We start from the raw sequence: 23,869 nt of genomic DNA on the forward strand, positions 1-23,869 counted from the left end.
ACTCGGGGGACGACGGGGGCCGCTGACCTCACGCCGTGGCATCGAGGTCGCGGGCGAGGAACTCTGCCAGCTCCTCGACCGCGGCTTCCGCGCCGTCGCCCTCCGCTGCCAGCACCACCGAATCGCCGTGCTGGGCCCCGAGGGCGAGCACGGAGAGCAGACTCCGGGCATCGACCGCGCTCTGGCCGTCCCGGCCGATGGTCACCTTGACCCGCTGCCGGGTCGCTTCCTTCACGAACAACGAGGCGGGGCGGGCATGCAGACCGCTGCGGGTACCTATGACGACAGTGCGCTGGTGCATGGTGAATTCTCCTGTGTGGTGATGGGACAACGGGGTTGCAGGGAAGTCCGTCAGGCGGCGACGGAAACCTTGGGCTCTTCGCTCGCCGGGGCCGGCCCCTCCGTGGTCCTGCGCATCCCCTTGAGGAGGACAACCAGGGCGCTCGCAACCACCGTACCGGCGGCGATGGCCAGCAGGTAGAGGAACGGATCGCCGATGAGCGGCACCACGAAGATGCCACCGTGCGGGGCGCGCAGTGTGCAGCCGAAGGCCATCGACAGCGCACCGGTCACCGCGCCGCCGGCCATCACCGACGGGATCACCCGGAGGGGATCGGCGGCCGCGAACGGGATCGCGCCCTCGCTGATGAAGGACGCACCCAGGACCCAGGCCGCCCTGCCGTTCTCCTGCTCGGTCTTGCTGAACAGCCTGCCGCGCACGGTGGTTGCGAGCGCCATGGCCAGCGGCGGCACCATGCCGGCCGCCATCACCGCAGCCATCACCTTGAGGCTGCCGGGCGTCGGGTCTGCCAGGCCGCCGACCGCGAAGGCGTATGCCACCTTGTTGAGCGGCCCGCCCATGTCGAAGCACATCATCAGGCCGAGGAGGATGCCGAGAATGATCGCGTTGGAGCCGGAGAGCCCGTTGAGACCATCGGTCAGAGCTCGTTGGAGCGAGGCGATCGGCTTGCCGACGACGATGAACATCAGGAAGCCGACGACCACCGAGGCGAGCAGAGGAATCACCAGCACCGGCATGATGCCGCGCAGTGTGGGATGGACCTTCACTCGTTGGATCGCCATCACTGCCGCACCGGCCAGCAGACCCGCTGCGAGCCCGCCGAGGAAGCCCGCGTTGATGGTGAGCGCGATGGCACCGCCGACGAACCCGGGGACGAGTGCGGGCCGGTCCGCCATGCCGTAGGCGATGTACCCGGCCAGCACCGGCACCAGGAAGGCGAATGCGGCTGTCCCGATCTGGTTGAGCAGAGCGGCCCAGCTGTCGGCCTCTCCCCAGACGAAGTGGTCCGCAACGGACTTGGCGCCGGCAATCTCGTATCCACCGATGGCGAACGACAACGCGATGAGGAGGCCGCCTGCGGCGACGAAGGGCACCATGTAACCGACGCCGGACATCAGGTAGGTCCGCAACCGGATGCCGAAGTGTGCGGGGTCGCCACCGGTCGCGGCTCCGTCGTTCTGCTCAGGGGCGCCGCCCGCGACCGTGCCGACCTCGCCTCGCTCCGCTTTGCGCCTGGCTTCGGCGATCAGCTCGGCAGGTCGGTTGATCCCTGCCTTGACCCCGGTGTCGACGATGGGCTTGCCGTTGAACCGTGCCTTGTCGCGCACCTCGACGTCATGCGCCCAGATGACCGCGTCGGCCGCGGCGATAAGCCCTGGATCGAGCCTCTCGAATCCGGCTGAGCCCTGCGTTTCGACGTCGAGCACCACACCTTCGGCGCGGGCCGCGGCTGCCAGCGACTCGGCGGCCATGTAGGTGTGCGCGATGCCGGTCGGACATGACGTGACGGCGACGATCCGGAAGGGTTCGTCGTCCGGTGCAGCGCTGTCCGTGGCAGGGCCGTTCGCTGTTGCGCCGTCCGGGGGCGAGGCGTCCGGATCCGGTCCGGCCGGAACGGCCTCCTCGCCGCGGATCAGGGCCGCGGCCGCGCCGGGGTCGCGCTCCGCGCGCAGGGAGCCCGTGAAGTCCGGGTCCATCAGCCGCCGTGCCAGGGCGGACAGGATGGTGAGGTGGTCGTCGTCGGCCCCTGCCGGCGCCGCTATCAGGAAGATCAGATCGGCGGGGCCGTCCGCCGCACCGAAGTCGATACCCCGGTCGCTGTGGCCGAACGCGAGCGTAGGCATGGTGACATGCTCGCTGCGGCAGTGCGGGATGCCGATGCCGCCGTCCAGACCGGTCGGCATCTGTGCCTCGCGGGCGGCGACGTCGGCGAGGAAGCCGTCGAGGTCGGTGACGCGGCCCTCGGCGACCATTCGCTCAGCGAGCGACCGGGCGGCTTCGTACTTCGTCGCGGCGGACAGATCGAGATCGACCAGTTCCGCGGTGATCAGTTCACTCATCGCGGGGCTCCTTGCTTGTGGACCGTCCGGTGGGCGGTTCGGGGGGACACTCGGGGCGGTACTGAACGGGTCGCGGACGCATTGCAGTCATGAAGCCGGCTCTGCAAGGGGGCGGTCGAGGGGGACATCGGTGGTCGTGGTGACCGCCGCCAGGTCGAGATCCGCAGGGGTCGGCATGGCACTGCCCGGCAGCTGCACGGCCGCCGCACCGTGGGCGACCGCCGCGGCGAGCGCGGCCGGGCCTCTTCCGCCGGCGGTGAGGAAGCCCGCCAGGGAGGCGTCGCCCGCTCCGACGTTGCTGCGGACGGTGTCCACCCGGGCGCTGCCGAAGTACGTTCCCGTACGGTCGACCAGCAGCTGACCGTCGGCCCCGAGACTGGCCAGAACGGACCCGGCACCCCGCTCGCGCAGCTCCTCCGCCGCCTTCACCGCATCGCCCACCGTTGCCAGCGGGCGACTGACGGCCTCGGCGAGCTCCTCCGCGTTCGGCTTGATCACATCGGGGCGCTCCCGAAGTGCCGCGGTCAGCGCCGCGCCGGAGGTGTCGAGGGCGATCCGGGCCCCTGCGCTGTGGCTCCGGGCCACCAGCTCGGCATACCACTGCGGGGGCAGCCCACGCGGCAGACTGCCGCAGCAGGCAATCCAGCCGGTGGCCGCCGACCGGGTCCATACGGCATCCAGCAGGGCCTCCGCCTCAGCCATGGTGATCTCCGGGCCTACCGCGTTGACCTTGGTGAGCGTTCCATCGGGTTCGACGAGTGTGACGTTGATGCGCGTGCTGGCGACGATCGGTACTCCGACCGCCTCGATACCGTGCTCCCCGAGCAGCTGGGCAAGCAGCGCGCCCTCAGGCCCGCCGAGCGGCGCGACAGCGATCGTAGGGTGGCCGGCTGCCGCGACCGCGCGCGAGACGTTGATGCCCTTGCCTCCGGGGTCGATTCGGTCGTCCGTGGCGCGCAGCACGGCTCCCCGGGTCAGCCCAGGCAGCTCGTACGTACGGTCAAGGCTTGGGTTGGGGGTCACGGTGAGGATCATGCGCGCACTACTTCCGTGCCCTGGCTCTCAATGGCGAGGGCGTCGTCGGAGTCGAGTCCGGTGTCGGTGATGAGCAGGTCGACCTGCGTGAGATCGCCGAAGCGGGCGAAGTGCTCCTGGCCGAACTTGGCGGAGTCGGCCAGGAGCACGACCCGGCGGGCGGCGGAGATCATGGCGCGCTTGACGGCCGCCTCGGCCAGGTCGGGCGTGGTCAGACCGCCCTTCGGCGAGAAGCCGTTGGTGGCGAGGAAGACGACGTCGGCATTGATCTCGCTGTAGGCATTCAACGCCCAGGCATCGACGGCGGCGCGCGTACGGTGCCGGACCCGGCCGCCGACGAGATGCAGCGCGATGCCGGGGTGGTCGGCGAGCCGGGCGGCGACCGGCAGCGCATGGGTGACCACGGTGAGATGGGAGTCGAGCGGGATGGCCGCGGCCAGCCGTGCAGCCGTGCTGCCCGCATCGATGATCACGCTGCCGTCGATGGGGATTTCGCCGAGAGCGGCGGCCGCGATGCGCTCCTTCTCGTCGGTGGCCACCGCATCGCGCTCGGCCAGAGGGGGCTCGAAGTCGAGTCGCCCGACCGGGATCGCACCGCCATGGACACGCCGCAGCAGCCCGGCCCGGTCGAGGGCTTTCAGATCACGTCGCACAGTCTCGGCGGTGACCTGAAACTCCTCAGCCAGGGACAGCACGTCGACCCGGCCGCACTCACGGGCGAGGCGGAGGATTTCTTGCTGTCGCTCCGGTGCATACATGTTGTTTTAGATCCGTTCCATGCCCGACTGTGTGGCTCCGCGGAGACATTACGCCGACAGGTCGGCAATGTAAACAGACTCGGGCATGTGCGGGCCTGAACAGACATGTGGTGCTGAGACCGCCGCCGTCGGATTCCAGCAGCGGTTCGTGTCCTGAGCTGGCGGTTGTCGTTGTCCTGGTACGGAGGGGATTACTGAAGTCGCTGACTGGGCTGGTGAGTTGGAGTCGGTGTTCGCTCGGGTGGCGGGCCGGTTCGCTCGGGCGGATCTGCGGTGGCGGATGCGGGAGCCGCGGCCTGCTGGGACGGGCGACACGCAGGAACGGCTGGCAACTCGCTGAGTGGGCAAGTCACCGCACCCCGGACGGCTTTCAGCGGCTGCTGAACAGTAGTGCCTGGGACGCGGACGACCTGCGTGACGACGTCCGTGACTATGTTGCTGAGCGGCTCGGACCGGACGGTGTGCTGATCATCGACGACACCGGGTTCATCCTCGTGAACGCCCCGATTCAGGCTTGCTGCGCGACGTCCTCGGCCAGTTCGACGAGGGTTCGCTCGGCCAGCGACCGTACCTCCGGCATGCTATCGGCCCCGGCGAGGGTGATTGCCGCCTTCCAGGCCGCCCAGCCCTGGGCGCGGTACCAGGTGTCCTGGTCCAGACCTGCCGCGCGGACGAACAGCGGACGCGTCTCGCGGTCGAACATCGTCCACGCGGCCACCAGGTCGCAGGCGGGGTCCCCAACGGCGGAGCAACCGAAGTCGATGACCGCCGAGAGCCGCCCCTCGCTCAGCAGCAGGTTTCCGGGCGCGATGTCGCCGTGCAGCCACACCGGTGCCTCAATCCACGAAGACTCGGTGGCGCGGCGGACACACCGCTCGCCTATCTCCCGTACCTCGGGCGCGAGCCCGGCGAGAGCCAGGATGGCCTCGTCGGCGTAGACCGTGAATTCGGCGCCACGTGAGCAGTTGTGTGCCCCCGGCGGCGGGGCGTCCTGTGTCGGTGCGGCTCGCAGGGCCGTCAGGAACTCACCCAGGCCCACCGCAACAGCGGCCAGATCGGCTTCCCGGGCACCGGCGCGGTTCAGCGTCCGCCCGGGGTACCAGGCGTACACCGACCACGGACCGTCGAACAGCGGGCTTGGTGCGCCCTTGGCGACCGGCTTCGGAATCGGTAGCGGCAGCACCTCGGCAAGCACCGGCAGCCAGCGGTGCTCCTTCTCGACCTGGGCGTCGTAACCCCGTGCGCTGGGAATCCGGACCGCAAGGTCGGAGCCGAGGCAGAATGTTCGGTTGTCCCAGCCCTGAGGCTCGACCGGGCAAAGCGGCAGCTCGGCCCACCGGGGGAACTGTTCGCGCACGAGCTGGCGCGCGAGGTCTAGGTCGGGAACCGGCCGCTCGGTGGGCACGGAATTGCCCTGGCTGACGCTCATGGCGGGATCTCCTGCGGAGGTGTCGGTCACGGTCGATCACTGGTCACGGCCGGTCAGCGGCCCGGGGCCGCTCTGGCTGGCCGGGCGTAGCGGGGGCTTCGGCGGACGGGCCCCTGCCTCACCGTAGCGTCTGAAGCCGGGGACGAGCAGCGTAAGGGATCCGGCGAGCAGGAACACCACAGCGCCCAGCCCGGCCACGGCCCCTACCCCGACAAGCGCCGCAGCGGCCACGGCCCCGGCCATGAGGAATGCTTCCAGGCCTCGAAGGACGAATGCGGCCTGGACGAGTACGAGGTTTGCCGCTATGTCGGCTGGTATCGGCACATCACCCTGTCCATGCTCGCCCACGCTGTTCTGGCCGCACTCGCCGCCCAGGCCGTCGGCGAGGCCGCAAGGGGGGCTGCGGAAACGGATCGGCCCTCGTCCCGCTCACCGTGGCAGGGATCCGGCGACTCCTGGACACTCTCCTGCCCCACCCGCGAGCCGACCGTGATCCCGTCACTCACGCACTGAAATGGTCGGCCTGGAGAAGACATCACCAGGCCATCGCCCGCCGCTGCCACTACCGAAAACGCAGCTCAGGACACGAACCGCTGCTGGAGTACGAGTGCCGCATCTGAGGTTCCCCCGAGATGCGGTCGGGCGCCCTCCGCCACCCCCTTCTCGATGTAGCCGCGCACCCGTGCGTGCTGCTTGGCGTTGACGAGGGGCCGATGCGGTCGCCGTACTTGGCGGCGGCCTCCGCGGCGAGCGCGACCGCCTCGTCGTACTGGGAGGTGTGCACCAGCATCCGGGTCCAGGCGCTGCACGTCTGGCCGGAGTTGCCCATGACGTTGGCAACACCCACGGCGACGGCCTTGGCGAGGTCGGCGCTCGGCAGGATGACGTTGGCACACTTGCCGCCGAGTTCGAGGGCGACGCGCTTGACGGCCGCGCCGGCCGTGGCGCCGATCTGCTTGCCGACGGCGGTGGAGCCGGTGAAGGAGACCAGGTCGACGCCGTCATGCTCGGCCAGCGCCTGCCCGGCGACCGGACCGAGGCCGGTGATCAGGTTGAACACTCCTGCGGGGACGCCCGCTTCATGAACCGCCTCGGCGAAGAGCTGGGCGGTCAGCGGGGTGTCCTCGGCGGGCTTGAGGACGACCGTGCAGCCCGCCGCGAGCGCGGGGGCGGCCTTGGCGACGATCTGGTGCAGCGGGTAGTTCCACGGGGTGATCGCGCCGACGACCCCGACCGGCTCGGAGTACACGGTGGAGTTGCCGACCTTCTCCTCGAAGGCGTACGAGGCGGCGAGCTCGGCGTACGAGCCGGCCACCAGGACCGGCACACCCGCGTGCACCGCCTGCGAGAACGGCAGCGGCGCGCCGAGTTCGGCGGTGATGGTCGCGGCGATCTCGTCCTTGCGGGCGACGAGCACGTCGCGCAGGGCGGCGATCCGCGCGGCCCGCTCGGCGGGCGCGGTGGCCGCCCAGGCGGGGAGCGCGGCACGGGAGGCCCGTACCGCGGCGTCGACGTCCTCGGCGGTGCCGGCCGGGACATGGGCGATGATCTGCTCGTCCGCCGGATTCACGACCGGGATCGTGTCCCGTCCCGCGGCGGGCCGCCAGGCCCCGTCGATGTACATGCCGTCGTGGGCCTTCATCACTGTTCCTCACGGATACGGTTACGGACGAGACCGTCCGCACCTCAACTAGTGCCGTGACCGGCAAGGTTTGACCGGAAGGAGCGTCGTCCGGTGCGTGCGATCGCAAGGCGGCCGAAAGCCCTCGTAGCGGGCTACGTGGGGTCTCGGCCAACGCCGCGAGCGTGCGTGCCGGACGGTGCGACGGGCAAACGTTGCCGGGAGCGGCACTAGTGCCGTTAGTTTTCGGGCGCCGGAGACGCCCGTCATGCCAGGGACTGCCGACCGAGTTCCCCGTGCTCCGGGCCGAGGTTGTCGAGCTGGGTGCGATACGGCTCCTCGTACCGGCCGCCCGCCGCGAGGAGTCCCTCGTGCGTGCCCTGCTCCACGATCTGCCCGTTCTCCACGACCAGGATGAGGTCGGCCGCCCGTACCGGGGAGAGCCGGTGGGCGATCACGACGGCGGTACCTCCGGCGAGCGCCTCGGTGAGGGCCTCCTGGACGGCCGCCTCGGAGGTGTTGTCCAGGTGGGCGGTGGCCTCGTCGAGGATCACGACGCGCTGGCGGGCCAGCAGCAGCCGGGCGATGGTCAGGCGCTGGCGTTCACCGTCCTGGTGGCCAGCGGCACGCCCAGCGGCTGCACACCGTCGGTTGGGTGGGGCGGGCTGGTGCTGACGGGTGGTGATGTTGTCGCCGAGCCCGCTGGGCACCGCGTTGGAAACCCGCTCCGCCCCGCCCCTCACACACGCGGCACAGCATCCGCGTTCAATCGCGGGTCAGTGGCTGTGCCGGGCGATCGCGCGCAGGAAGGCGATGGTCTCCTCCTCGCCGCTGATGGCTTCGTCCAGGGAAGTCCCGTACAGGCGGCTGGCCGAGAGCTTCACGATGGTGGTCCGGCTGACCGGATCGACGTAGACGAACTGGTTGTAGACGCCGACCGCGCTGAACTCGCCACGGTCTCCCGCCGGGAGCCACCACTGGTAGCCGTAGCCGACCCCATCGGCTTGCTGGCCGCCGACAAGAGGGCGGCCGGGTTGCAGGTGTGGCGCGGTCGCGGTGACCGAGTCGCGCACCCACTGTGCGGGCACGATCTGCCGGCCCTGCCACACACCCTCGTTGCGGTACAGCTCGCCGAGCCTGGCGAAGTCGCGTGCGGTCAGGTTGAGCCCCCCGAAAGCGAGTTCCGTCCCGGCGGGGTCCACCAGCCAGTAACCCGGCGATGTCATGCCGAGCGGCTCGCACAGCTTCTCGCGCATGTAGTCGGCGACCGGGCGGCCGGTGGCTCGGGCCACCAACGCGCCGAGTACCTGGGTCTCACCGGAGTTGTAGCGGCAGACGGTGCCGGGCCCGCTCTCGCGCACCATGCGGGCAACGAAGTCGTCGAGCGTGCCGCCGATGCCCGCCGTCGCGGCGGTGAGCTGGTAGATGTCGGAGGACGGGTCGTTGTAGTCCTCGTTCCACCGGGCGCCGGAAGACATCTGGAGCACATCCTTGATGGACACACCGTCGTACGCGGATCCGGGCTGCACCGGCACGTAGGAGCTGATGGGCTCGTCGATGCTCGTGATGTGCCCCTCGTCGACCGCTATGCCGACGAGCGCGGAGACGAAGCTCTTGGAGACCGACATGGACAGCCACTGCACGTCCGGGCCGCCGGTCAGGAAGTAGCTCTCGTGTCTGATGACCCCGTCGACGAGCACGAGCAGTGCCGACGTGTCGGTGCGGGCCAGGAACTCCTTGGTCACCCGTGCGATGCCGTCATAGTCGAAGCTCTCCGGCAGCGGGACCGCCTCACCGCGTGGCCAGACGTGAGGGTGTGCGGAGGGGGCCATCTCGCGGGTGTCGAGGAGGTCCTTCATCCGGCAGAAGTGCTCGTGCTGCGGCACCCCTGTGAAAAGACCGAGGTCGACCAAGGTCATGCGCTTGTGATCAGTCATTGCCGTCCTTCGAGTGTGAACGGGGGATCCGGAAGGAGATAAAGGGTGGGCGAGCCACCGCCAACGGGCGGGCTCGTCCTGGGGCCGGAGTGACCGGCCACGATGACGAGAAAGTAGCAGTACCACTCGGTTAGGGCAACCGAGTGGTACTATTAAATCTCCATCAACGCATGAACAGGGCAAGGCGGCGATGAGTTCATCCCACGTCGACGGGCGCTCCCTCCGGTTCCAGCACCGGCGGCCCGAGTTGCTGGCCGCAGCGGCCGAGTACATCCTCGAACACGGCATCAGCGGCCTGTCCCTGCGCCCCGTGGCACAGGCGCTCGGCGTCACCCACGCGACCCTGCTACGGCACTTCTCCTCGAAGGACGAGCTGCTCCTGGCCGTCGCGGAGAAGGTCCGCGCGGATCTGGCCGCATGGCTGACGTCGGACGCGGAACTCCATGAGGCACACTCGACGGCCGAACTCGTCAGGGCGCTGTGGCGCCGGCTGTGCGAACCGCAGGAGCAACGCCAGTTCCTCCTGCTCTTCGAATTCGTCGGCCATCACGGGGAAGGGGCCGGGGAGGACGAGGAACTCTCCCGGTCGATCATCCACGACTGGATCGGGATCATCGCCAGCAGGCTTGTCGCGGACGGCTGGCCGCCCGAGGACGCCTCCGCTCTGTCCACCCTTGTCCTGGCACAGGTGCGGGGCCTGCAGCTCGATCTCCTCGTCTCCGGGGACCGCGCGCGAACGGACCGCGCCATCGACTTCGCCGTACGCCTCCTCGACTGCTCCCCCCGGGCCAGCGGTGCAGACGAGCACGGGTAGACAGCCACTTTCGCTCCTTTGCCTGATGCCGGCCCGACGACCACGGCCGGCTCAAGCCAGCGGCAGGGGGACGCGCCGTTCAGCGCCTGGGTCGGCGGCTGGTCACCCCTGACCGAGGGCTTCGCTGTAGACGCGCATCGCCGACAGGATGTGCTCCTCGGCCGCCCGGCGGGCGGCGTCCTCATCTCCGGCGATCATGGCCCGGCATATTTCCTGGTGCTGGGTGAGCGCGGTCCGCGCCCACTCTCCGTCGGAGAGGTTCGACACCGTGGAGACCGCGATGCGGTCCCACCCCCGGTGCAGCGCGTCCGTCAGGAACGCGTTGCCGGAAGCTTGGCCGAATGCCCGGTGGAAGGCCAGGTTGGCCCGCGCCGACTGCTTCGCGTCGCCTTCGGCGACCGCTCGCTCCACCTCTTCCGCGGCCTTCTCGATGTCCCGGAGGTGTGCGGGCGCGATCTGCCCGGCCGCTTGCAGGCGGGCGGTCTGGGCCGCGGCCAGCCCCTCCAGCACGGCGCGCAGATTGTAGAGCTCCTCGATCTCGTCGCTGCTGAGCGTCGCCACGGCGACCCCGCGCGCCATCGGTACGACGAGACCGTCCGCCTGCAGGCGGCCCAAAGCCTCGCGCACCGGAGTGCGGCTCACCCCGACCTCGCCGTCATGGCCCCTGTTGCGTGATCGGCCGCAGGTCCTCGGGCGACGAGGTCGGCCAGCTCAACGAAGCTCTGACACAAGGCACTTGGGTGATCGGGGACCGACTGCCGACCGTGCAGCGGCTCACGGAGGAGCTGGGAGTGAGCCGTACCGTGATCCGAGAGGCGGTACGGGCCCTCGTGCACTTGGGCGTGCTGGAGGCCCGGCAGGGGGCCGGTACCTACGTGGTCTCCACCACCGACCCCGCCCCCATGCTGCGCCGGTTCGGGACCGCCGACGTACGCGAAGTGTTCGAGGTCCAGCTCGGCTTCGACGTTCAGGCGGCCCAGCTCGCCGCCATCCGCCGCACCGATGCCGACCTGCGGCGGCTGCGCGGCTTGCTCGCTGCCCGAAATCGCGCCACCGCGCCGGAGGAGTTCGCCCGTGCTGACGCAGACTTCCACCTGGCCGTGGTGGAAGCGGCGGGAAACAGCGTGCTGCTGGAGTGCTACCGCTTCTTTGTCGGCCGACTCCACGACAGCCTGCACGGGCTGCGTAGCCAGGACGTGATCCAGGAGAGCGGCGTCGAACCCCACGACGCACTGCTGGCGGCGATCGAGGCCGGAGATGAAGCCGCCGCCGCGGCCGCGGCCGCGATCCGCCCGAGCCTCAATGCGCTCAACTGAGCTGTTCCGAGTTTCATAGCGGCCGGTTTGTGCGGTTTCAGGCGGCCTTCGTGGTTGCCTGGGATCGGTAGTGCCGCACCTCGAATGCCTCGAGCGGGAGGTGGTCGAGGGCTGAGTGCAGGCGCTCGGTGTTGTACCAGCCGACCCATTGGGCGACGGCATATTCTACCTGGTCAGCGTCCCGCCAGGGTCCTGGGTGCTCGATCAGCTCAGCCTTGAACGAGCCGTTGAGGGCCTCGGCCATGGCATTGTCGTGGCTGTCCGCGACGGAGCCGACGGATGCGGTCGCGCCTGCCTCCAGCAACCGTCCGCCGTAGCGGGTTGACACGTATTGCCCAGGTTCAAGGAGCCGTCGCAATCGAGACCGGTCCCGGTCCTGCAGGGCGGTCTGTCCCTGTGGCTCGAGCTCCTCGACGCCGACTCCCGCCGGTTGGCCGACCTGGCGGCCACGCGCAACCTCGCCCTCACGCCGGGCTTCCACTTCTCTCCCGACGGCGCCCTGGACCGCTATCTGCGACTTCCCTTCAAGAGAACCTCGCCGCCCCCGCATCCGCAGCGGCGGCCAGCTCGGCTTGTTGTCCGCATCCTCGCTCATCAGGAGGAACGGCTTGCGCAGCCCGTTGGCCACCACAGGACCGAAGAGACTGCCGTCAAGGTTCGCGCCTGCCGTGATCGGCGTCCCTGCCGCCATCGCCGAGGCCGCGGTCGCATTGCCCAGGGGGTGGCCGAACATGCCGGTCCTGGAAAGGTCGAGGATGTCGCCGAGTCCATGCGGGAGCGGTCCCCGGCGGCCCCGTACGAACCGCGACAACTCCTCCAGGCAGCGAGCGTGCCAGCCACCCGACACGTGTCGGAGGCCGGAAGGCCTTTGTGGCTGCTCGCAGCCGAATCAGCGGGTGTTGTGGCCGCGCAGTGCGTCCTGGAGCCACCGGCCCCAGGCGAGGGCCGCCGCCGCGTGGTCATCGGTGCGGGGGGCCAGGCGGACACGCGGTCCCACGATCTGGATCGCGGCGATCACCTCACCGCGGAAGTCGCGGACCGGTGCGGCGATCGAGTACAGGCCGGGTTCGGCCTCCTCGTCGATGACGGAGTAGCCGCGCTCGCGGGTCCCCGCGAGGCGGTGGAGAAAATCATCGACGCTGGTGGGGGTGTTGGGTCCGTGGCGTACGAAATCGGTGCGGGCGAGGACGGAGGCGACCTCATCGTCTTCGGCGTCGCACAGCAGGGCCTGGCCGCAGTCGCTGCAGTACGCCGGGTAGGGCCGCCCGATCCAGGAGCCGATCTGGTTGCTGCCCGGCGGCACCCGTTCCGCAATGGTGACGGTGGTGTCGCCGACGAGTATGCCGAGGTAGCAGCTCTCGCCCGTGTCGGCGGCCAGTCCTTCCAGCGCCGTCTGCCCGTCCGTGCGCAGCCGGTGGGCTGTGAGCTCCTGTGCGTCCGCGTACAGCCGCCAGTGCGGTGCGAGGGTGCGTGACGCGGCGTCGCGCAGGAGGAATTCCTCCTCGGTCATGGCGTTCAGGGCCCGGGACACCTGACTGCGGTCGCGTCCCATGTCGCGGGCCAGGTCGCTGATCGAGACGCTGCGGTGGTTGGCAACCGTGCGTCCGGTGAGCGCGGACAGTATGTCGAAGCCCCGGCCCACGCTCGATTCCATGCGAGGCACTCTACCCGGCGCGGAAAACCCAGCGATGACCTCGGTGATCATCCGGCGAACTTTTCCAAGCTGTGCAGTATTCACATCTTGTCGTGCACTTAATGCACGCATAGCATCACGGTCAATCGGAGAAGGGAACTCACACACATGACCACCGCCACGACGGCATCGGCACTCAGTGGTGTGTCCGAACGGCCACCCCTTGGGGACATCAAGCTCCGCTCGGTCCGGTCGGTCCGGGTGTACTGGCCGGTCACCGGTGAGACACTCGCCGCCCTGGGAGCGGGCCACACCGAGACGCTGCGCGACGACGCGGCATTCGGCTCGCTGCTGCAGGTCCTGCGTTCTTCACCGTGCGCGGGCGACTTCGGTGTCTACAGCGATGTCTTCGAGGTGGGTGTCGGCGTGGAGGGCTTCACCACGGAGCCGGGTGCCCGGCCGGCCTTCGGCTCCGTCGGCGACAGTTCCCTCTCCCCCACGCTCACCGTCACCGTCCACATCGACGCTCGTACGCCGGACGACGAGGTGTCGCGCGTCCTCGGCCGCATCCTGGATGCCCATCCCTGGGAAGTCCCGGTCGTCGAACTGTCCGCTCCGTTCGACCTCGTCCACCGCGCCTGATTCGACGTCGCCGACCTCAGACGCTCCTCCCGGCCGCGGCGCGCGAGGCCACCCATCCCGCGCGCCGCAGGCCCCATCAGTGGCACCACCCCTTCGCCATGCGTTGCCGTCCCCAGCCGCTGCCACCCAAGGACACCTCATATGTCCCTGCCCCTCACGCCGGGAAGCCCCCCGGCGCAGCCGCACACAGCGCCTTCGTCCCCTCATCAGTCCCCCGCACCGCCCGGACCCCCGTCCGACGCGCCCGGCGAGGCACTGCGCCGCTCCATGACCGCGCGCCACCTTGTCATGATCGCGATGGGCGGCGTCATCGGCTCCGGACTGTTCATCAGTTCCGGCTTCACCATCTCCCAGGCCGGCCCTCTTGGTGCCGTGCTCGCCTACCTCGTCGGCGCGTTCGTCGTTTACCTGGTCATGACCTGCCTTGGTGAACTCGCCGTCATCTACCCCGTCTCGGGCTCCTTCCACATCTACGCCGCCCGTTCCATCAGCCCGGCGACCGGATTCGCCACGGCATGGCTGTACTGGCTCACCTGGGCCGTCGCCCTCGGCTCCGAGTTCACCGCCTGCGGTCTGCTGATGCAGCGCTGGTTCCCCTCGATCGGCGTGTGGGTCTGGTGCGTGGTCTTCGCCGCGGTCGTCTTCGCCGTCAACGCCTTCTCGGCACGGGTCTTCGGTGAGACCGAGTACTGGTTCTCGCTGATCAAGGTCGTCGCCGTGGTCGCCCTCATCGTCCTGGGCGGTGCCGCCCTGGCCGGCTTCCACCCGCTCGCCAACAGCGGCCAGGCATTCCCGTCCCTCTTCGAGAACTTCACCGCCGACGGCAGCCTCTTCCCCCACGGCTTCTCGGGCATCCTGGTCACCGTCCTCGCAGCCTTCTACGCCTTCTCCGGGTCCGAACTCATCGGCGTTGCCGCAGGCGAGACCGCGGACCCTGCCACCGCCGTCCCCAAGGCGCTGCGGGTGACCGTCGTCCGGTTGCTGATCTTCTTCGTCGGTGCCATCACGGTGATCGCCGCGATGATCCCGTACGAGAAGGTCGGTCTCGACGAGAGCCCCTTCGTCACCGTCTTCTCGACCGTCGGCATCCCGTACGCGGCGGACCTGATGAACTTCGTGATCATCACGGCGCTGCTGTCGGCCGGGAACAGCGGACTGTATTCCTGCGCCCGCATGCTGTTCTCCCTGTCGGAAGAAGGACAGGCACCACAGGCACTGCGCCGCCTCAACTCCCGCGGCATCCCCATGACCGCGCTGCTCCTGAGCATGCTGGGCGGCCTCGCCTCCCTGCTCAGCAGTGTGATCGCGGCGGAGACGGTCTACCTGGTGCTCGTTTCCGTGGCAGGCTTCGCCGCCGTCGGCGTCTGGATGTCCATCGTCGCCTCCCAGTTCCTGCACCGCCGGCGGTTCGTCAAGTCCGGCGGAGACATCAGGACTCTGGCCTACCGGACCCCGTTCTACCCGGTCGTGCCGGTACTCGCCTTCGCCCTCTGCCTGGCATCGCTTATCGGTATCGCCTTCGACCCGGCGCAGGTCACCGCCCTGTACTTCGGCATCCCGTTCGTCGGAGCCTGTTTCCTCTACCACCACCTGCGATACGGGGCCGGGCAGTCGGCCAAGGCGACGGAGACGGGATGTTCATGAACCCGACCTGTCTCCTGCTGGACCTCGACGGCACTCTGATCGACTCGGCGCCTGGCGTCACCGCCAGTGCCGCGGCCGCGCTGCGCAGCGTGGGTGCAGGGGTGCCGGACGAGCCCACCCTGCGCTCCTTCGTCGGACCGCCGATGTACGAGTCCTTCCGGTACGTCGTCGGCCTCGACGAGGAGACGGCGCGGCGGGCCCTGCACACCTACCGGGCCGACTACGCGGAACACGGTGCCCTCGACAGCTCCCTGTTCACGGGCGTTCCGGAGATGCTTGACGCCCTTGCTGGGCTGGGGATGACGATGGGCGTGGCAACGTCCAAGGTCCAGGACCAGGCCGAACGCATGGCCCAGCACCACCGTCTGAACGCCCGTCTGGCTGCCGTCTGCGGCATCGACGAGTCGGCGGGACGGACCACCAAGCGCCAGGTCATCCGGGTCTGCCTCGCCCGGCTGCGTGCACGTGGGGTCGATGTCTCCAGGCCGCTCATGGTCGGCGACCGGGCGTACGACGTGCAGAGCGCGGCGGCCGAGGGGATCCCTGCCGTCCATGTGCGGTGGGGCTACGGCGGCCCCGAAGAGGCCGCGGGTGCCGTCGCATCCGTCGCCGAGCCCTCAGAACTGGCCGACCTGCTGATGAACGATCCGACCTGACGGGCCGAGCGTCAGCCTGCGGCCCCTCAGCAACCCACCACACCGGCCGGCCCGTGCGCGTCGCACGGGCCGGCGACCGCCCCCACCACAGAGACAAGGTCGAACAGCACATGGACCGCTTCCCCGAGCCCCGCCTGTGGGCCGCCCTGCGCGAGCTGACCGAGACGTCCGTCCACACGGACCTCACCCACGCCTTCCACCCGGGCCAGCCGCACTTTCCGGCGTTCCCGGACGAGCGCCGCGAGATGCCCTTCGACATGAAGCGCGGCGACGGCTTCAATGTGCACCTCTACACGCTCGTCGGCCAGTGGGGCACCCACGTCGACCCGCCCGTGCACTTCGTGGACGGCGCACGCACGCTGGACGACATCCCCGTCGAGGAGATGCTCCTGCCGCTGGTCGTCCTCGACATCTCCGACCGTGTCGAGGCCGATCCCGACTCCGTGCCCACGCTGGACGACGTGACCGCCTGGGAAGGCCGCAACGGCCGCATACCGGCCGGGTCCTTCGTGGCCCTGCGCACGGGCTGGAGCCGCCGCTGGCCGGACCCGTCCGCCATGGCCAACCGGGACGAGGCGGGCCTCAGCCACGCGCCGGGCTGGTCGGGCCCGGTACTGCGCCATCTTTTCGAGGAGGTGGGCGTGACCGCCATCGGTCACGAGCAGACCGACACCGACCCCGGTCTGGCTACCTCGGCAGGTGACTTCAGCCTGGAGCGGTATGTCCTGGAGCGCGACCGGTGGCAGATCGAGCTGATGGCCAACCTCGACCGGGTCCCCGAGGCGGGCGCCCTGATCGTCGCGACCTGGCCGAAGCCGCAGGGCGGGTCCGGCTTCCCGGCCCGGGTGTTCGCCCTCCACGGGGCGGAGTGCACTGTCCGATGAGAGAGCCGGAGCAGTAACCGATGCCCCCGCCCCCGGCGGCCAGCAGGCCGCCGGGGTCCTTTCACGACCAGGACCAGGAGTCGAGGCCATGGACGCCGTCGATGAGAAGATCATCGCTGAACTGACCCGCAACGCCCGCATCACCCACGCCGAACTCGGCCAGCGTGTGCAGTTGTCCAGGAATGCCGTGCGCCAACGGGTGGAACGTCTCGAGCGGCAGGGGCACATCGGCGGCTACACCCTAGTCCGCCCGTCCGGCACGGCGGCCGCGGATCTGGTCCGCGCCCATGTGCTCGTCTACCGGAAGGACCGGATGCGCGGCGGGGATGTCCTCGCGGCGATCAGGCGCATCCCCGAAGTCGTCTCCTGCGACGTGCTCAGCGGTGAGTTCGACCTGCTGGTCAGTCTGGAGGCCCGGTCCCTGGAACGCGTAAGGGGCATCTGGGAGCACATGGCCCAGATGCCCGGTGTACGTGACACGGTCACCACTCTCGCGCTGTCCCGCGTCGTCGACCGCAGCCGGTCCTGAATCGCAGGGCCGAGGGAGCTGCTGCCCCCGGCGGGCCGACGGGCAGCAGCGGTACGCGGGCTGCCCTGCGGGGCCGGCCGCGTCCCATGCCCCAGGGGCTGCGGGCGTCCCGTCAGACGCCCGCCCGGAGCAATTGCTCGGCGCTGTCACGGTCGAGCAGACCGCTGTCGACGACGACGTCCAGCACGTCGGCACCGGTGGCCAGTGCCTGCCGGGCGGCCTCGGCCGCTGCCGCGTACCCGATGCGAGGTGTCAGCGCCGTCACCGCCCCGACAGACCCTGCGGCCTGCCGCGCCAGTCGCTCCTCGTTGGCTGTGATCCCGACCACGCACAGGGTGCGCAGAGTGGCGCAGCCGCGAGTCAGCCACGCGATGTGCTGGAGCAGCAGGTGGCCGATGAGCGGCTCGAAGGCGTTGAGCTGCAACTGCCCGTTGTCGGCGGCCATGGTGATCGCCACGTCGGCCCCGGCCGTGGCGAAGGCGATCTGGTTGACCAGTTCCGGGATCACCGGGTTGACCTTGCCCGGCATGATCGAGGAGCCGGCCTGGCGCGGCGGCAGATTGATCTCCCCGAGGCCGGACTGCGGGCCGCTGGACAGCAGCCGCAGATCGCTGCAGATCTTCGACAGCTTCACTGCCGTGCGCTTGAGGACCCCGGACGCCTGGAGGAACACACCAGTGTCGGAGGTTGCTTCGACGAGGTCGGACGCCGCCTTCAGGTCCAGCCCGGTCAGTGCCCGCAGATGCCGGACAGCGGCCTGGGCGTATCCGGGTGCCGCGGTGATGCCGGTGCCGACCGCGGTGGCGCCGAGGTTGGTCTCGGCGAGCAGCGGAAGCGTTTCGGAGATGCGGGCCGTGTCCTCGGCCAGAGTGACGCCGAACGCGGCGAACTCCTGGCCGAGTGTCATCGGGACCGCGTCCTGCAACTGGGTGCGGCCCACCTTCACGACATGCCGGAACTCCCTGCCCTTGGCCGTGAACGCCTCGGACAGCAGGCCGAGTTCAACGGAGAGGTCGGCGAGAGCCGCACTCACGGCGATCTTCAGGGCCGTCGGGTAGACATCGTTGGTCGACTGGCATCTGTTGACATCGTCGAGCGGGTGGAGGACGTCGTACCGTCCACGGGCACAACCCAGGCGTTCCAGGGCGAGGTTGGCGATGACCTCGTTGGCGTTCATGTTGGTGCTGGTGCCGGCACCGCCCTGGACGACGTCCACGACGAACTCCTCGTGGTAGCGACCCCGTTCGATTTCGGCGCACGCCTCGGCGATAGCCCGTGCCTTGCGCGGCTCCAGAGCACCGACCTCATCATTGGCCATGGCCGCCGCGTGTTTCACGGCGGCCATGGCCCGCACCAGGTGCGGATGGGAGGCCGCCGAGACACCACTGATCCGGAAGTTCTCCAGAGCGCGGGCGGTGTGCACGCCCCAGTACGCCGCCTGGGGGATCTCCACCTCGCCCAGAGAGTCGGACTCGATGCGGAAGCCGCTCACCGGCCGTCGCCCGTCCCGTTGAAGCAGACGACCTTGGGCTGGGTCATCTCCTCGTAGGCGAACCGCACCCCCTCACGGCCCATGCTGCCGTACTTGAAGCCGCCGAACGGCATCGCGTCGAAGCGGTAGTCGGAGGAGTCGTTGACCATGACGCCTCCGGCGTCCAGCCGCCGGGCAGCCTCCAGGGCACGGTCCAGCCGGGAGGTGAAGATACCGGCGTGCAGGCTGAACTCGATCTCGTTGGCCCGCTCGACGGCCTCCCCGAACGAGTCGAAGGGCTGGAGGACGACGACCGGCGCGAACGCCTCGTCCTGCCACACCGCAGCCGTGCCCGGGACGTCCTCCAGGACCGTCGGGGCATAGACACTGCCGTCGAGCCGATTGCCGCACAGCAGAGTCGCCCCCTGCTCGAGCGCCGCGTCGACCAGGGCCTTGGCAGCGGCCGCCGAGCCGGCTGTGATCATCGGCCCTACGTCCGTACGCTCGTCCGTCGGGTCGCCCTCCCTCAGCCGCAGTGTTCGCGCGACGAAGGCGTCGCGGAAGGCCGCATACACCTGGCGGGCGACAAGGACCCGCTGGACGCCGATACAGTTCTGGCCGGCCGCCCAGAAGGCACCGGACACACAGCCCTCCACGGCGGCGTCCAGGTCCGCGTCCTCCATGACGATCACGGGTGCGTTGCCGCCGAGATCCATCGCGAGTTTCTTCAGTCCCGCCGAGCGGGCGATCGCCTCACCGGTGCGGAAACCTCCGGTGAAGGACACCATCCGCACGTCGCGCGAAGCAACGAGGGCCGCACCCAGCTCGGGCCCGCCGTTGACGACGGTCACGACCTCCTTGGGCAGACCGGCCTCGACCAGGGTGTCCACCAGGCGCAGCGCCGACAGCGGGGTCAGCGCGGACGGTTTGAGTACCACCGCGTTGCCGCCCGCGACGGCGGGCCCCAGCTTGTGAGCGACCAGGTTCAGCGGGTCGTTGTACGGGGTGATGGCGGCGATGATCCCCAGCGGCTCCCGGGTGAACCACCCCTGGCGGTCCTCGGAGCCCTCGTACGCGTCGAAGGGCACCACCTCACCGGCGTTGCGCCGGGCCTCGGCGGCCGACAGACGCAAGGTATTGACCGCGCGGGCGGTCTCCTTGCGGGCCTGGACGAGTGTCTTCCCCGCCTCACTCACGATCAGCCGGGCGAAAGACTCGGCGCGTTCCTCCACCAGCCGGGCCGCGCTGTCGAGGACCTTGGCCCGGGCGGCCCGCGACATGGCCCGCGCAGTGGTGCGGCCGGCACGGGCCCGCAGCATTACGGCTTCCAGGGCGTCCGCAGCGACGGCACAGACCGAGCCGATCGTCTCGCCGGTGTAGGGGTTGCGCACAGGCGCCATGTCGTCGCCGAGGTGCAGCGCGGTGTTGATCACGGTCTCAGACACGGTTCGTCTCCTCCAGCTCACGTGCGCTGTCCACCGGCGCGCCGGCGCGTGCCCCGCCGGTGGCTCCCTGGGTTCGGGTGCCGCGGTCGTTGTGGCTCTCATGGATGCTGATGATGTCCGACAGCAGCGCGTACGCGGTCTCCGTGCGCCCCGCGCCGGGCCCGGAGACCGTGACGGTTCCCAGCAGGTCGGTGTGGAAGGCCACCGCGTTCACCGGTCCTGAGACCCCGGCCAGCGGGTGGCTGTCCGGCAGCGCCACGGGCGCGACGCGCGCATCCACGGTGCCGTCGGGGCGCCGGGTCGCCGATCCGACCAGTTTCCAGCGCAGTCCTTCGGCCGCGGCTGCCTCTATGTCCTCGGCGGTGATGCCGGAGATACCTTCGCAGGGCACGTCGGCGCGCTTCAGTTCCGTGCCCAGGACCTCACCGGCCAGGATCATGACCTTCAGCTGGACGTCATGCCCCTCCACGTCGGCGGTGGGGTCGGCCTCCGCGTATCCCAACGCCTGGGCCTCGGCCACCGCGTCGGCGAAGGCCATGCCGCTCTCCAGCCGGCCGAGGATGTAGTTGGACGTGCCGTTCATGACGCCCTCGACGGTCGACACCCGCAGCCCCCCGAACATCCGCCGCGCCGTGCGCAGCACGGGCGTGCCGCTGAGCACTGATCCCTCGCACTCGAAGGCGACGTCATGACGCCGGGCCAGTTCCTTCAGCTCGCGCCCGTGCAGTGCCACCGGGCCCTTATTGGTGGTACAGACGTGCTTCCCGGCCTCCAGCGCCCATCGCACGTGCGACAGTGCGGGCTGGCCGTCCTCGGGATTGGTGAAGGTCGCCTCGGCGACGATGTCGGCCGGTACCTCCCGGATCACCCACTCGTTGCGGGGATCAGGGCTGCCGCCCGCCATGCGGGAGAAGTCCAGTTCGCTGGGCGTGGCCGCGAGCAGCGGAGCCAGTTCGATGCCGTCGGCGCGCACCAGCGAACCGGCACGCAGATCGGTGATGGCCACCACGCGCAGACCGAACCCCAGTTCGGCGGCAAGTGCGTCGCCCCGCTCGGTGATCAATTCGGCGAGCGCGCGGTTGACACCGCCGAATCCGATGAGGGCGAGGTCGTATCGGGTCATCTGGTTCTCCTTCACGTGGACCCTGTGCGTGCTGAACAGCGTTGCGCCCGGGGCGGTCATCCAGACCGTGCCGATGCGGCCGAGGCTCATGACGATCCGCTCCTGCGACGAGCGGATCGCTATAGTGCCGACGTGACAGCATTGGGCCCCGACAAGCGATCCGAGCGGTCCCAGCAGGGCGGTGACCGGCCCGGTCCCGGAGGATCTGGGCCGTCCGGGAGCGGCCGGCCGGGCAGGAGCGACTCCGGGAACTCCACGGCCTCGTCGCTGCGCACCGGACTGCGCCTCGTCGACGCCGTAGTCGACCGCGAGCGGTCCGGGCGCACCGGGTTCAACGTCAGCAGGCTCGCCGACGAGATGGGCCTGGAGCGCAGCAAGGCCTCACGGATGACGCAGGAGCTGTGCGACAAGGGCTTCCTCGAACGCCGCGAGGACTCCACTCTGCGCGCCGCCCACGAGTTCTTCGCCCTGGCGGCCTCCCTCAACCCCGGTCTGCTGCACAGCAGCCGGGCAATTCTGCGCCGCCTCGCGATCCGGCACGGGGCCAGCGCCCGGCTGTCCGTCCGGGACGGTGTCCTCGTACGTCTGCTGCGTGCCGAGCCCTCGCCCGGCATGGCCGACCAGTGGCTGACCAGGGCGACGCTGGTGACCCCCTGCTGGTGTACGGGCGCGGGCCGCGCACTGTTGTGGGACCACACCGAGGAGGAGATCGCCATGCTGCTGGCGGGTTACGAACTGATCGGAGTCGGCGGCCCCAACGCCGCCCACTCGGCCGCCGAGGTCGCCCGGGCCAACGCACGCGACGCGCCCGGAGGTCTGGTCACCGCGCACGGGGAGTTCGAGCACGGCATCACCGAGTACGCCGCGCCCGTGCGCGACGCCCGGGGCCGGGTCTTCGCCGCCGTCGCCGTCCTGGGGCGGCAGAACGACCTCGCCCCGCACGAGGAACTGGTCCGCACCGATCTGACGGCAGCGGCGGCCGAGTTGGGGAACCTGTCCTGACCAGGCCCGCGTAGCAACGGCCTGTCAAAGTCCGCCCGCTCCTGGCGGTTCTCATTCTCGCCGCCGTGCCCCGCCCGCGATCGGCCGGAACCACATCGGTTGCAGTTCGTCAGTGCCCCCGGTGCCCCCGATTCGTCCTCCGCGGCCAGTTCACCTTCCTCACGCCTGGTCAGACGCCCCTGCGGGGCCTGCTTGGCCAGCCCGATGACCCTCGACAGTTCTGCCTCGGTGATCCGGCGCGGACTGCCGGCTGCAGGCCGGTCTTCCGCCCCTCCACACCCGGCATGTTGAAACGGTGCAGCCACCACCGCACCGTCTTTGCGTGACAGCCCAGCTCCGTCGCGATCCCTGCTACCCGCAGACCGTCCCAGCTCGGAGCAATGATCCGTGCTCTCACCACCAGGTCAGCCGGCGCGTACCGCGTTCCAGCCTCCGGTGCTCGGACTGGGATGGGAAATGGGCTGGATGGGCGGTCCCTCCCCGTGCTTGCATGAGCTTCATGGTGTCTACTGACCGTATGCTCGCCTTCGCGGCCATGTCATTCTTGCTGATCGTAATTCCCGGTCCCAGTGTGCTGTTCGTGATCGGGCGAGCGTTGGCACAGGGGCGCCGTGCCGCGCTGACCACGGTTGTGGGGAACACGGTCGGCGCCTACATGCTGATCGTGGCTGTGGCATTCGGGGTCGGGGCGGTGGTGGAACGCTCGGTTCTTGTCTTCACGGTGCTCAAGCTGGTGGGTGCCGCCTACTTGGTGTTCCTCGGCGTCAAGGCATGGCGCGAGCGCGGGTCGTTGCAGCCGACGGTCACTGGGGTGGGAGTGGCGCAGGGTGGTCTGCGGACGTTTTGGGAGGGGTTCGCGGTCGGGGTGACCAATCCGAAGACGATCGTGTTCTTCGCCGCTGTGTTGCCGCAGTTCGTTGACCGCAGCCAGGGGCATGTCGCGGTGCAGATGCTGCTGTTGGGCCTGGTCTTCAACATCATCGCTGTGGCGTCCGACATGGTGTGGGGGATGGTCGCGGCCACTGCCCGGGACTGGTTCGCGCGCTCGCCGCAGCGGCTTTCTTTGGTGGGCGGGATCGGCGGGCTTGCCATGATCGGCCTGGGAGTCACCGTCGCTGCGACGGGGCGCAAGGACTGATCCGTTTCGGCCGGTCACAGGGCTGGAACTAGTGCCGCGGCAGGCAACGTTTGCCCCGTCGCACCGTCCGGCACGCACTCCCCCAAGGCCTCAAGGGCCAGGGGGGACCCCCTTCGGCGTTGGCCGAAAGCCCACGTAGCCCTTCCCCGAGCTCTCGACTTCGTTCGAGCAGGGGAGACCCCATCCGAGGGCTTTCGGCCGCCTTGCGATCAATGGGGTCTCCCCTGCTCGAACAAGGCTGAGAGCTTGGGGAAGCACCGGACGACGCTCCTTCCGGGCAGACCTCGTGCTCTCGGTGTGCCGGCCGGAAGCCCTCGTACTGGATGTACTTGGGATTTCGGCCGGTGCGGCGAGAGGGCGTGCCGGGCGTCGCGACGGGGCGAACGTTGCCTGATGCGGCACTAGCTCTCAGAACGAGCGCGTGCTCGCTG

Annotated in this window: 22 protein-coding genes and 4 pseudogenes; 11 read left to right on the forward strand and 15 right to left on the reverse strand. The window is 69.6% G+C overall.

What is annotated here, in order from left to right; translation table 11 throughout:
- Positions 1-28: 28 nt before the first annotated feature.
- The 4 genes from ACFYY6_RS32895 to ACFYY6_RS32910 form a co-directional block, all read right to left on the reverse strand.
- Complete coding sequence (locus tag ACFYY6_RS32895) at positions 29-301, reverse strand: HPr family phosphocarrier protein (RefSeq protein WP_329814132.1); 273 nt, start codon at positions 299-301, stop codon at positions 29-31.
- A gap of 50 nt (positions 302-351) precedes the next feature.
- Positions 352-2,361 carry a fructose-specific PTS transporter subunit EIIC gene (locus ACFYY6_RS32900; RefSeq protein ID WP_389197028.1) on the reverse strand — a complete coding sequence of 670 codons (2,010 nt, stop codon included), beginning with the start codon at positions 2,359-2,361 and terminating at the stop codon, positions 352-354.
- 87 nt (positions 2,362-2,448) lie between these two features.
- On the reverse strand, positions 2,449-3,396 hold the full coding sequence (pfkB, locus tag ACFYY6_RS32905; RefSeq protein WP_351523843.1) for a 1-phosphofructokinase: 948 nt from the start codon (positions 3,394-3,396) through the stop codon (positions 2,449-2,451).
- Positions 3,393-4,154 (reverse strand): DeoR/GlpR family DNA-binding transcription regulator, encoded by a 762-nt coding sequence (locus ACFYY6_RS32910; protein WP_351523841.1) that lies wholly within the window; start codon positions 4,152-4,154, stop codon positions 3,393-3,395. The genes pfkB and ACFYY6_RS32910 overlap by 4 nt, the downstream gene beginning before the upstream one ends.
- Positions 4,155-4,369: 215 nt before the next feature.
- On the opposite strand from ACFYY6_RS32910, the pseudogene ACFYY6_RS32915 reads away from it, so the two are divergent.
- A pseudogene (locus ACFYY6_RS32915) lies at positions 4,370-4,582 on the forward strand (hypothetical protein); the annotation flags it as partial.
- A gap of 80 nt (positions 4,583-4,662) precedes the next feature.
- Here the strand turns inward: ACFYY6_RS32915 and ACFYY6_RS32920 are convergent.
- The gene (locus ACFYY6_RS32920; RefSeq protein WP_389197030.1) at positions 4,663-5,613 is read right to left on the reverse strand and encodes an aminoglycoside phosphotransferase family protein; all 951 of its coding nucleotides are present in this window, start codon (positions 5,611-5,613) and stop codon (positions 4,663-4,665) included.
- 234 nt (positions 5,614-5,847) lie between these two features.
- Here ACFYY6_RS32920 and ACFYY6_RS32925 point away from each other — a divergent pair.
- Positions 5,848-6,096: pseudogene (locus ACFYY6_RS32925) on the forward strand (IS701 family transposase); the annotation flags it as partial.
- A 110-nt stretch (positions 6,097-6,206) separates the two neighbouring features.
- Here ACFYY6_RS32925 and ACFYY6_RS32930 read toward each other — a convergent pair.
- The 3 genes and pseudogenes from ACFYY6_RS32930 to ACFYY6_RS32940 all read right to left on the reverse strand — a co-directional run.
- Positions 6,207-7,225: pseudogene (locus ACFYY6_RS32930) on the reverse strand (aldehyde dehydrogenase family protein); the annotation flags it as partial.
- A gap of 245 nt (positions 7,226-7,470) precedes the next feature.
- A pseudogene (locus ACFYY6_RS32935) lies at positions 7,471-7,812 on the reverse strand (ABC transporter ATP-binding protein); the annotation flags it as partial.
- 168 nt (positions 7,813-7,980) lie between these two features.
- Positions 7,981-9,141, reverse strand: coding sequence for a serine hydrolase domain-containing protein (locus tag ACFYY6_RS32940; RefSeq protein ID WP_386609401.1), 1,161 nt, complete (start codon positions 9,139-9,141; stop codon positions 7,981-7,983).
- A gap of 190 nt (positions 9,142-9,331) precedes the next feature.
- Here ACFYY6_RS32940 and ACFYY6_RS32945 point away from each other — a divergent pair, with 190 nt between their 5' ends.
- Positions 9,332-9,955 (forward strand): TetR/AcrR family transcriptional regulator, encoded by a 624-nt coding sequence (locus ACFYY6_RS32945; RefSeq protein ID WP_389197032.1) that lies wholly within the window; start codon positions 9,332-9,334, stop codon positions 9,953-9,955.
- A gap of 102 nt (positions 9,956-10,057) precedes the next feature.
- Here ACFYY6_RS32945 and ACFYY6_RS32950 read toward each other — a convergent pair whose 3' ends face one another.
- Positions 10,058-10,597, reverse strand: coding sequence for a GntR family transcriptional regulator (locus ACFYY6_RS32950; RefSeq protein ID WP_351634009.1), 540 nt, complete (start codon positions 10,595-10,597; stop codon positions 10,058-10,060).
- Between the two features lie 29 nt (positions 10,598-10,626).
- Between ACFYY6_RS32950 and ACFYY6_RS32955 the strand changes: the two genes are divergently transcribed.
- Entirely contained in the window at positions 10,627-11,271 is a 645-nt protein-coding gene (locus ACFYY6_RS32955) for a FadR/GntR family transcriptional regulator (RefSeq protein ID WP_389197034.1), read from the forward strand.
- Between the two features lie 37 nt (positions 11,272-11,308).
- On the opposite strand, the gene ACFYY6_RS32960 is transcribed toward ACFYY6_RS32955, so the two are convergent.
- Together ACFYY6_RS32960 and ACFYY6_RS32965 are read right to left on the reverse strand one after the other, a co-directional pair.
- The gene (locus ACFYY6_RS32960; RefSeq protein ID WP_386609402.1) at positions 11,309-12,004 is read right to left on the reverse strand and encodes an integrase core domain-containing protein; all 696 of its coding nucleotides are present in this window, start codon (positions 12,002-12,004) and stop codon (positions 11,309-11,311) included.
- Positions 12,005-12,160: 156 nt separating this feature from the next.
- Positions 12,161-12,925 (reverse strand): IclR family transcriptional regulator, encoded by a 765-nt coding sequence (locus ACFYY6_RS32965; protein ID WP_351524830.1) that lies wholly within the window; start codon positions 12,923-12,925, stop codon positions 12,161-12,163.
- Between the two features lie 147 nt (positions 12,926-13,072).
- Between ACFYY6_RS32965 and ACFYY6_RS32970 the strand changes: the two genes are divergently transcribed.
- The 5 genes from ACFYY6_RS32970 to ACFYY6_RS32990 all read left to right on the forward strand — a co-directional run bounded on the left by ACFYY6_RS32970 (position 13,073) and on the right by ACFYY6_RS32990 (position 17,259).
- Positions 13,073-13,546, forward strand: a complete 474-nt coding sequence (locus tag ACFYY6_RS32970; protein WP_351524831.1) for a hypothetical protein — start codon at positions 13,073-13,075, stop codon at positions 13,544-13,546.
- A 267-nt stretch (positions 13,547-13,813) separates the two neighbouring features.
- Positions 13,814-15,190 carry an amino acid permease gene (locus ACFYY6_RS32975; RefSeq protein WP_351524832.1) on the forward strand — a complete coding sequence of 459 codons (1,377 nt, stop codon included), beginning with the start codon at positions 13,814-13,816 and terminating at the stop codon, positions 15,188-15,190.
- Positions 15,187-15,846 (forward strand): HAD hydrolase-like protein, encoded by a 660-nt coding sequence (locus tag ACFYY6_RS32980; RefSeq protein WP_351634016.1) that lies wholly within the window; start codon positions 15,187-15,189, stop codon positions 15,844-15,846. The genes ACFYY6_RS32975 and ACFYY6_RS32980 overlap by 4 nt, the downstream gene beginning before the upstream one ends.
- 110 nt (positions 15,847-15,956) lie before the next feature.
- The gene (locus ACFYY6_RS32985; RefSeq protein ID WP_351524834.1) at positions 15,957-16,730 is read left to right on the forward strand and encodes a cyclase family protein; all 774 of its coding nucleotides are present in this window, start codon (positions 15,957-15,959) and stop codon (positions 16,728-16,730) included.
- 88 nt (positions 16,731-16,818) lie between these two features.
- On the forward strand, positions 16,819-17,259 hold the full coding sequence (locus ACFYY6_RS32990; protein ID WP_351524835.1) for an Lrp/AsnC family transcriptional regulator: 441 nt from the start codon (positions 16,819-16,821) through the stop codon (positions 17,257-17,259).
- A 112-nt stretch (positions 17,260-17,371) separates the two neighbouring features.
- Here ACFYY6_RS32990 and ACFYY6_RS32995 read toward each other — a convergent pair whose 3' ends face one another.
- From ACFYY6_RS32995 to ACFYY6_RS33005, 3 genes are read right to left on the reverse strand one after another with little or no spacing between them, the layout of a single operon-like run.
- Positions 17,372-18,751: an aspartate ammonia-lyase gene (locus ACFYY6_RS32995; RefSeq protein WP_389197036.1), complete on the reverse strand. Its 1,380-nt coding sequence runs from the start codon at positions 18,749-18,751 to the stop codon at positions 17,372-17,374.
- Positions 18,748-20,175 carry an aldehyde dehydrogenase family protein gene (locus ACFYY6_RS33000; RefSeq protein ID WP_351634025.1) on the reverse strand — a complete coding sequence of 476 codons (1,428 nt, stop codon included), beginning with the start codon at positions 20,173-20,175 and terminating at the stop codon, positions 18,748-18,750. Before ACFYY6_RS33000 ends, ACFYY6_RS32995 begins: the two co-directional genes overlap by 4 nt.
- Positions 20,168-21,388 (reverse strand): homoserine dehydrogenase, encoded by a 1,221-nt coding sequence (locus ACFYY6_RS33005; RefSeq protein ID WP_351634028.1) that lies wholly within the window; start codon positions 21,386-21,388, stop codon positions 20,168-20,170. The genes ACFYY6_RS33000 and ACFYY6_RS33005 overlap by 8 nt, the downstream gene beginning before the upstream one ends.
- A 42-nt stretch (positions 21,389-21,430) precedes the next feature.
- On the opposite strand from ACFYY6_RS33005, the gene ACFYY6_RS33010 reads away from it, so the two are divergent.
- Positions 21,431-22,300 carry an IclR family transcriptional regulator C-terminal domain-containing protein gene (locus tag ACFYY6_RS33010; RefSeq protein ID WP_351524839.1) on the forward strand — a complete coding sequence of 290 codons (870 nt, stop codon included), beginning with the start codon at positions 21,431-21,433 and terminating at the stop codon, positions 22,298-22,300.
- Positions 22,301-22,469: 169 nt separating this feature from the next.
- Here ACFYY6_RS33010 and ACFYY6_RS33015 read toward each other — a convergent pair whose 3' ends face one another.
- Positions 22,470-22,700 (reverse strand): helix-turn-helix domain-containing protein, encoded by a 231-nt coding sequence (locus ACFYY6_RS33015; RefSeq protein ID WP_351524840.1) that lies wholly within the window; start codon positions 22,698-22,700, stop codon positions 22,470-22,472.
- A gap of 99 nt (positions 22,701-22,799) precedes the next feature.
- On the opposite strand from ACFYY6_RS33015, the gene ACFYY6_RS33020 reads away from it, so the two are divergent.
- Complete coding sequence (locus ACFYY6_RS33020) at positions 22,800-23,438, forward strand: LysE family translocator (protein WP_389197053.1); 639 nt, start codon at positions 22,800-22,802, stop codon at positions 23,436-23,438.
- Positions 23,439-23,869 lie beyond the last annotated feature (431 nt).

Origin of the sequence: Streptomyces sp. NPDC001750, from assembly GCF_042892615.1 — a bacterium.
In the GTDB taxonomy this organism is placed as follows: domain Bacteria; phylum Actinomycetota; class Actinomycetes; order Streptomycetales; family Streptomycetaceae; genus Streptomyces.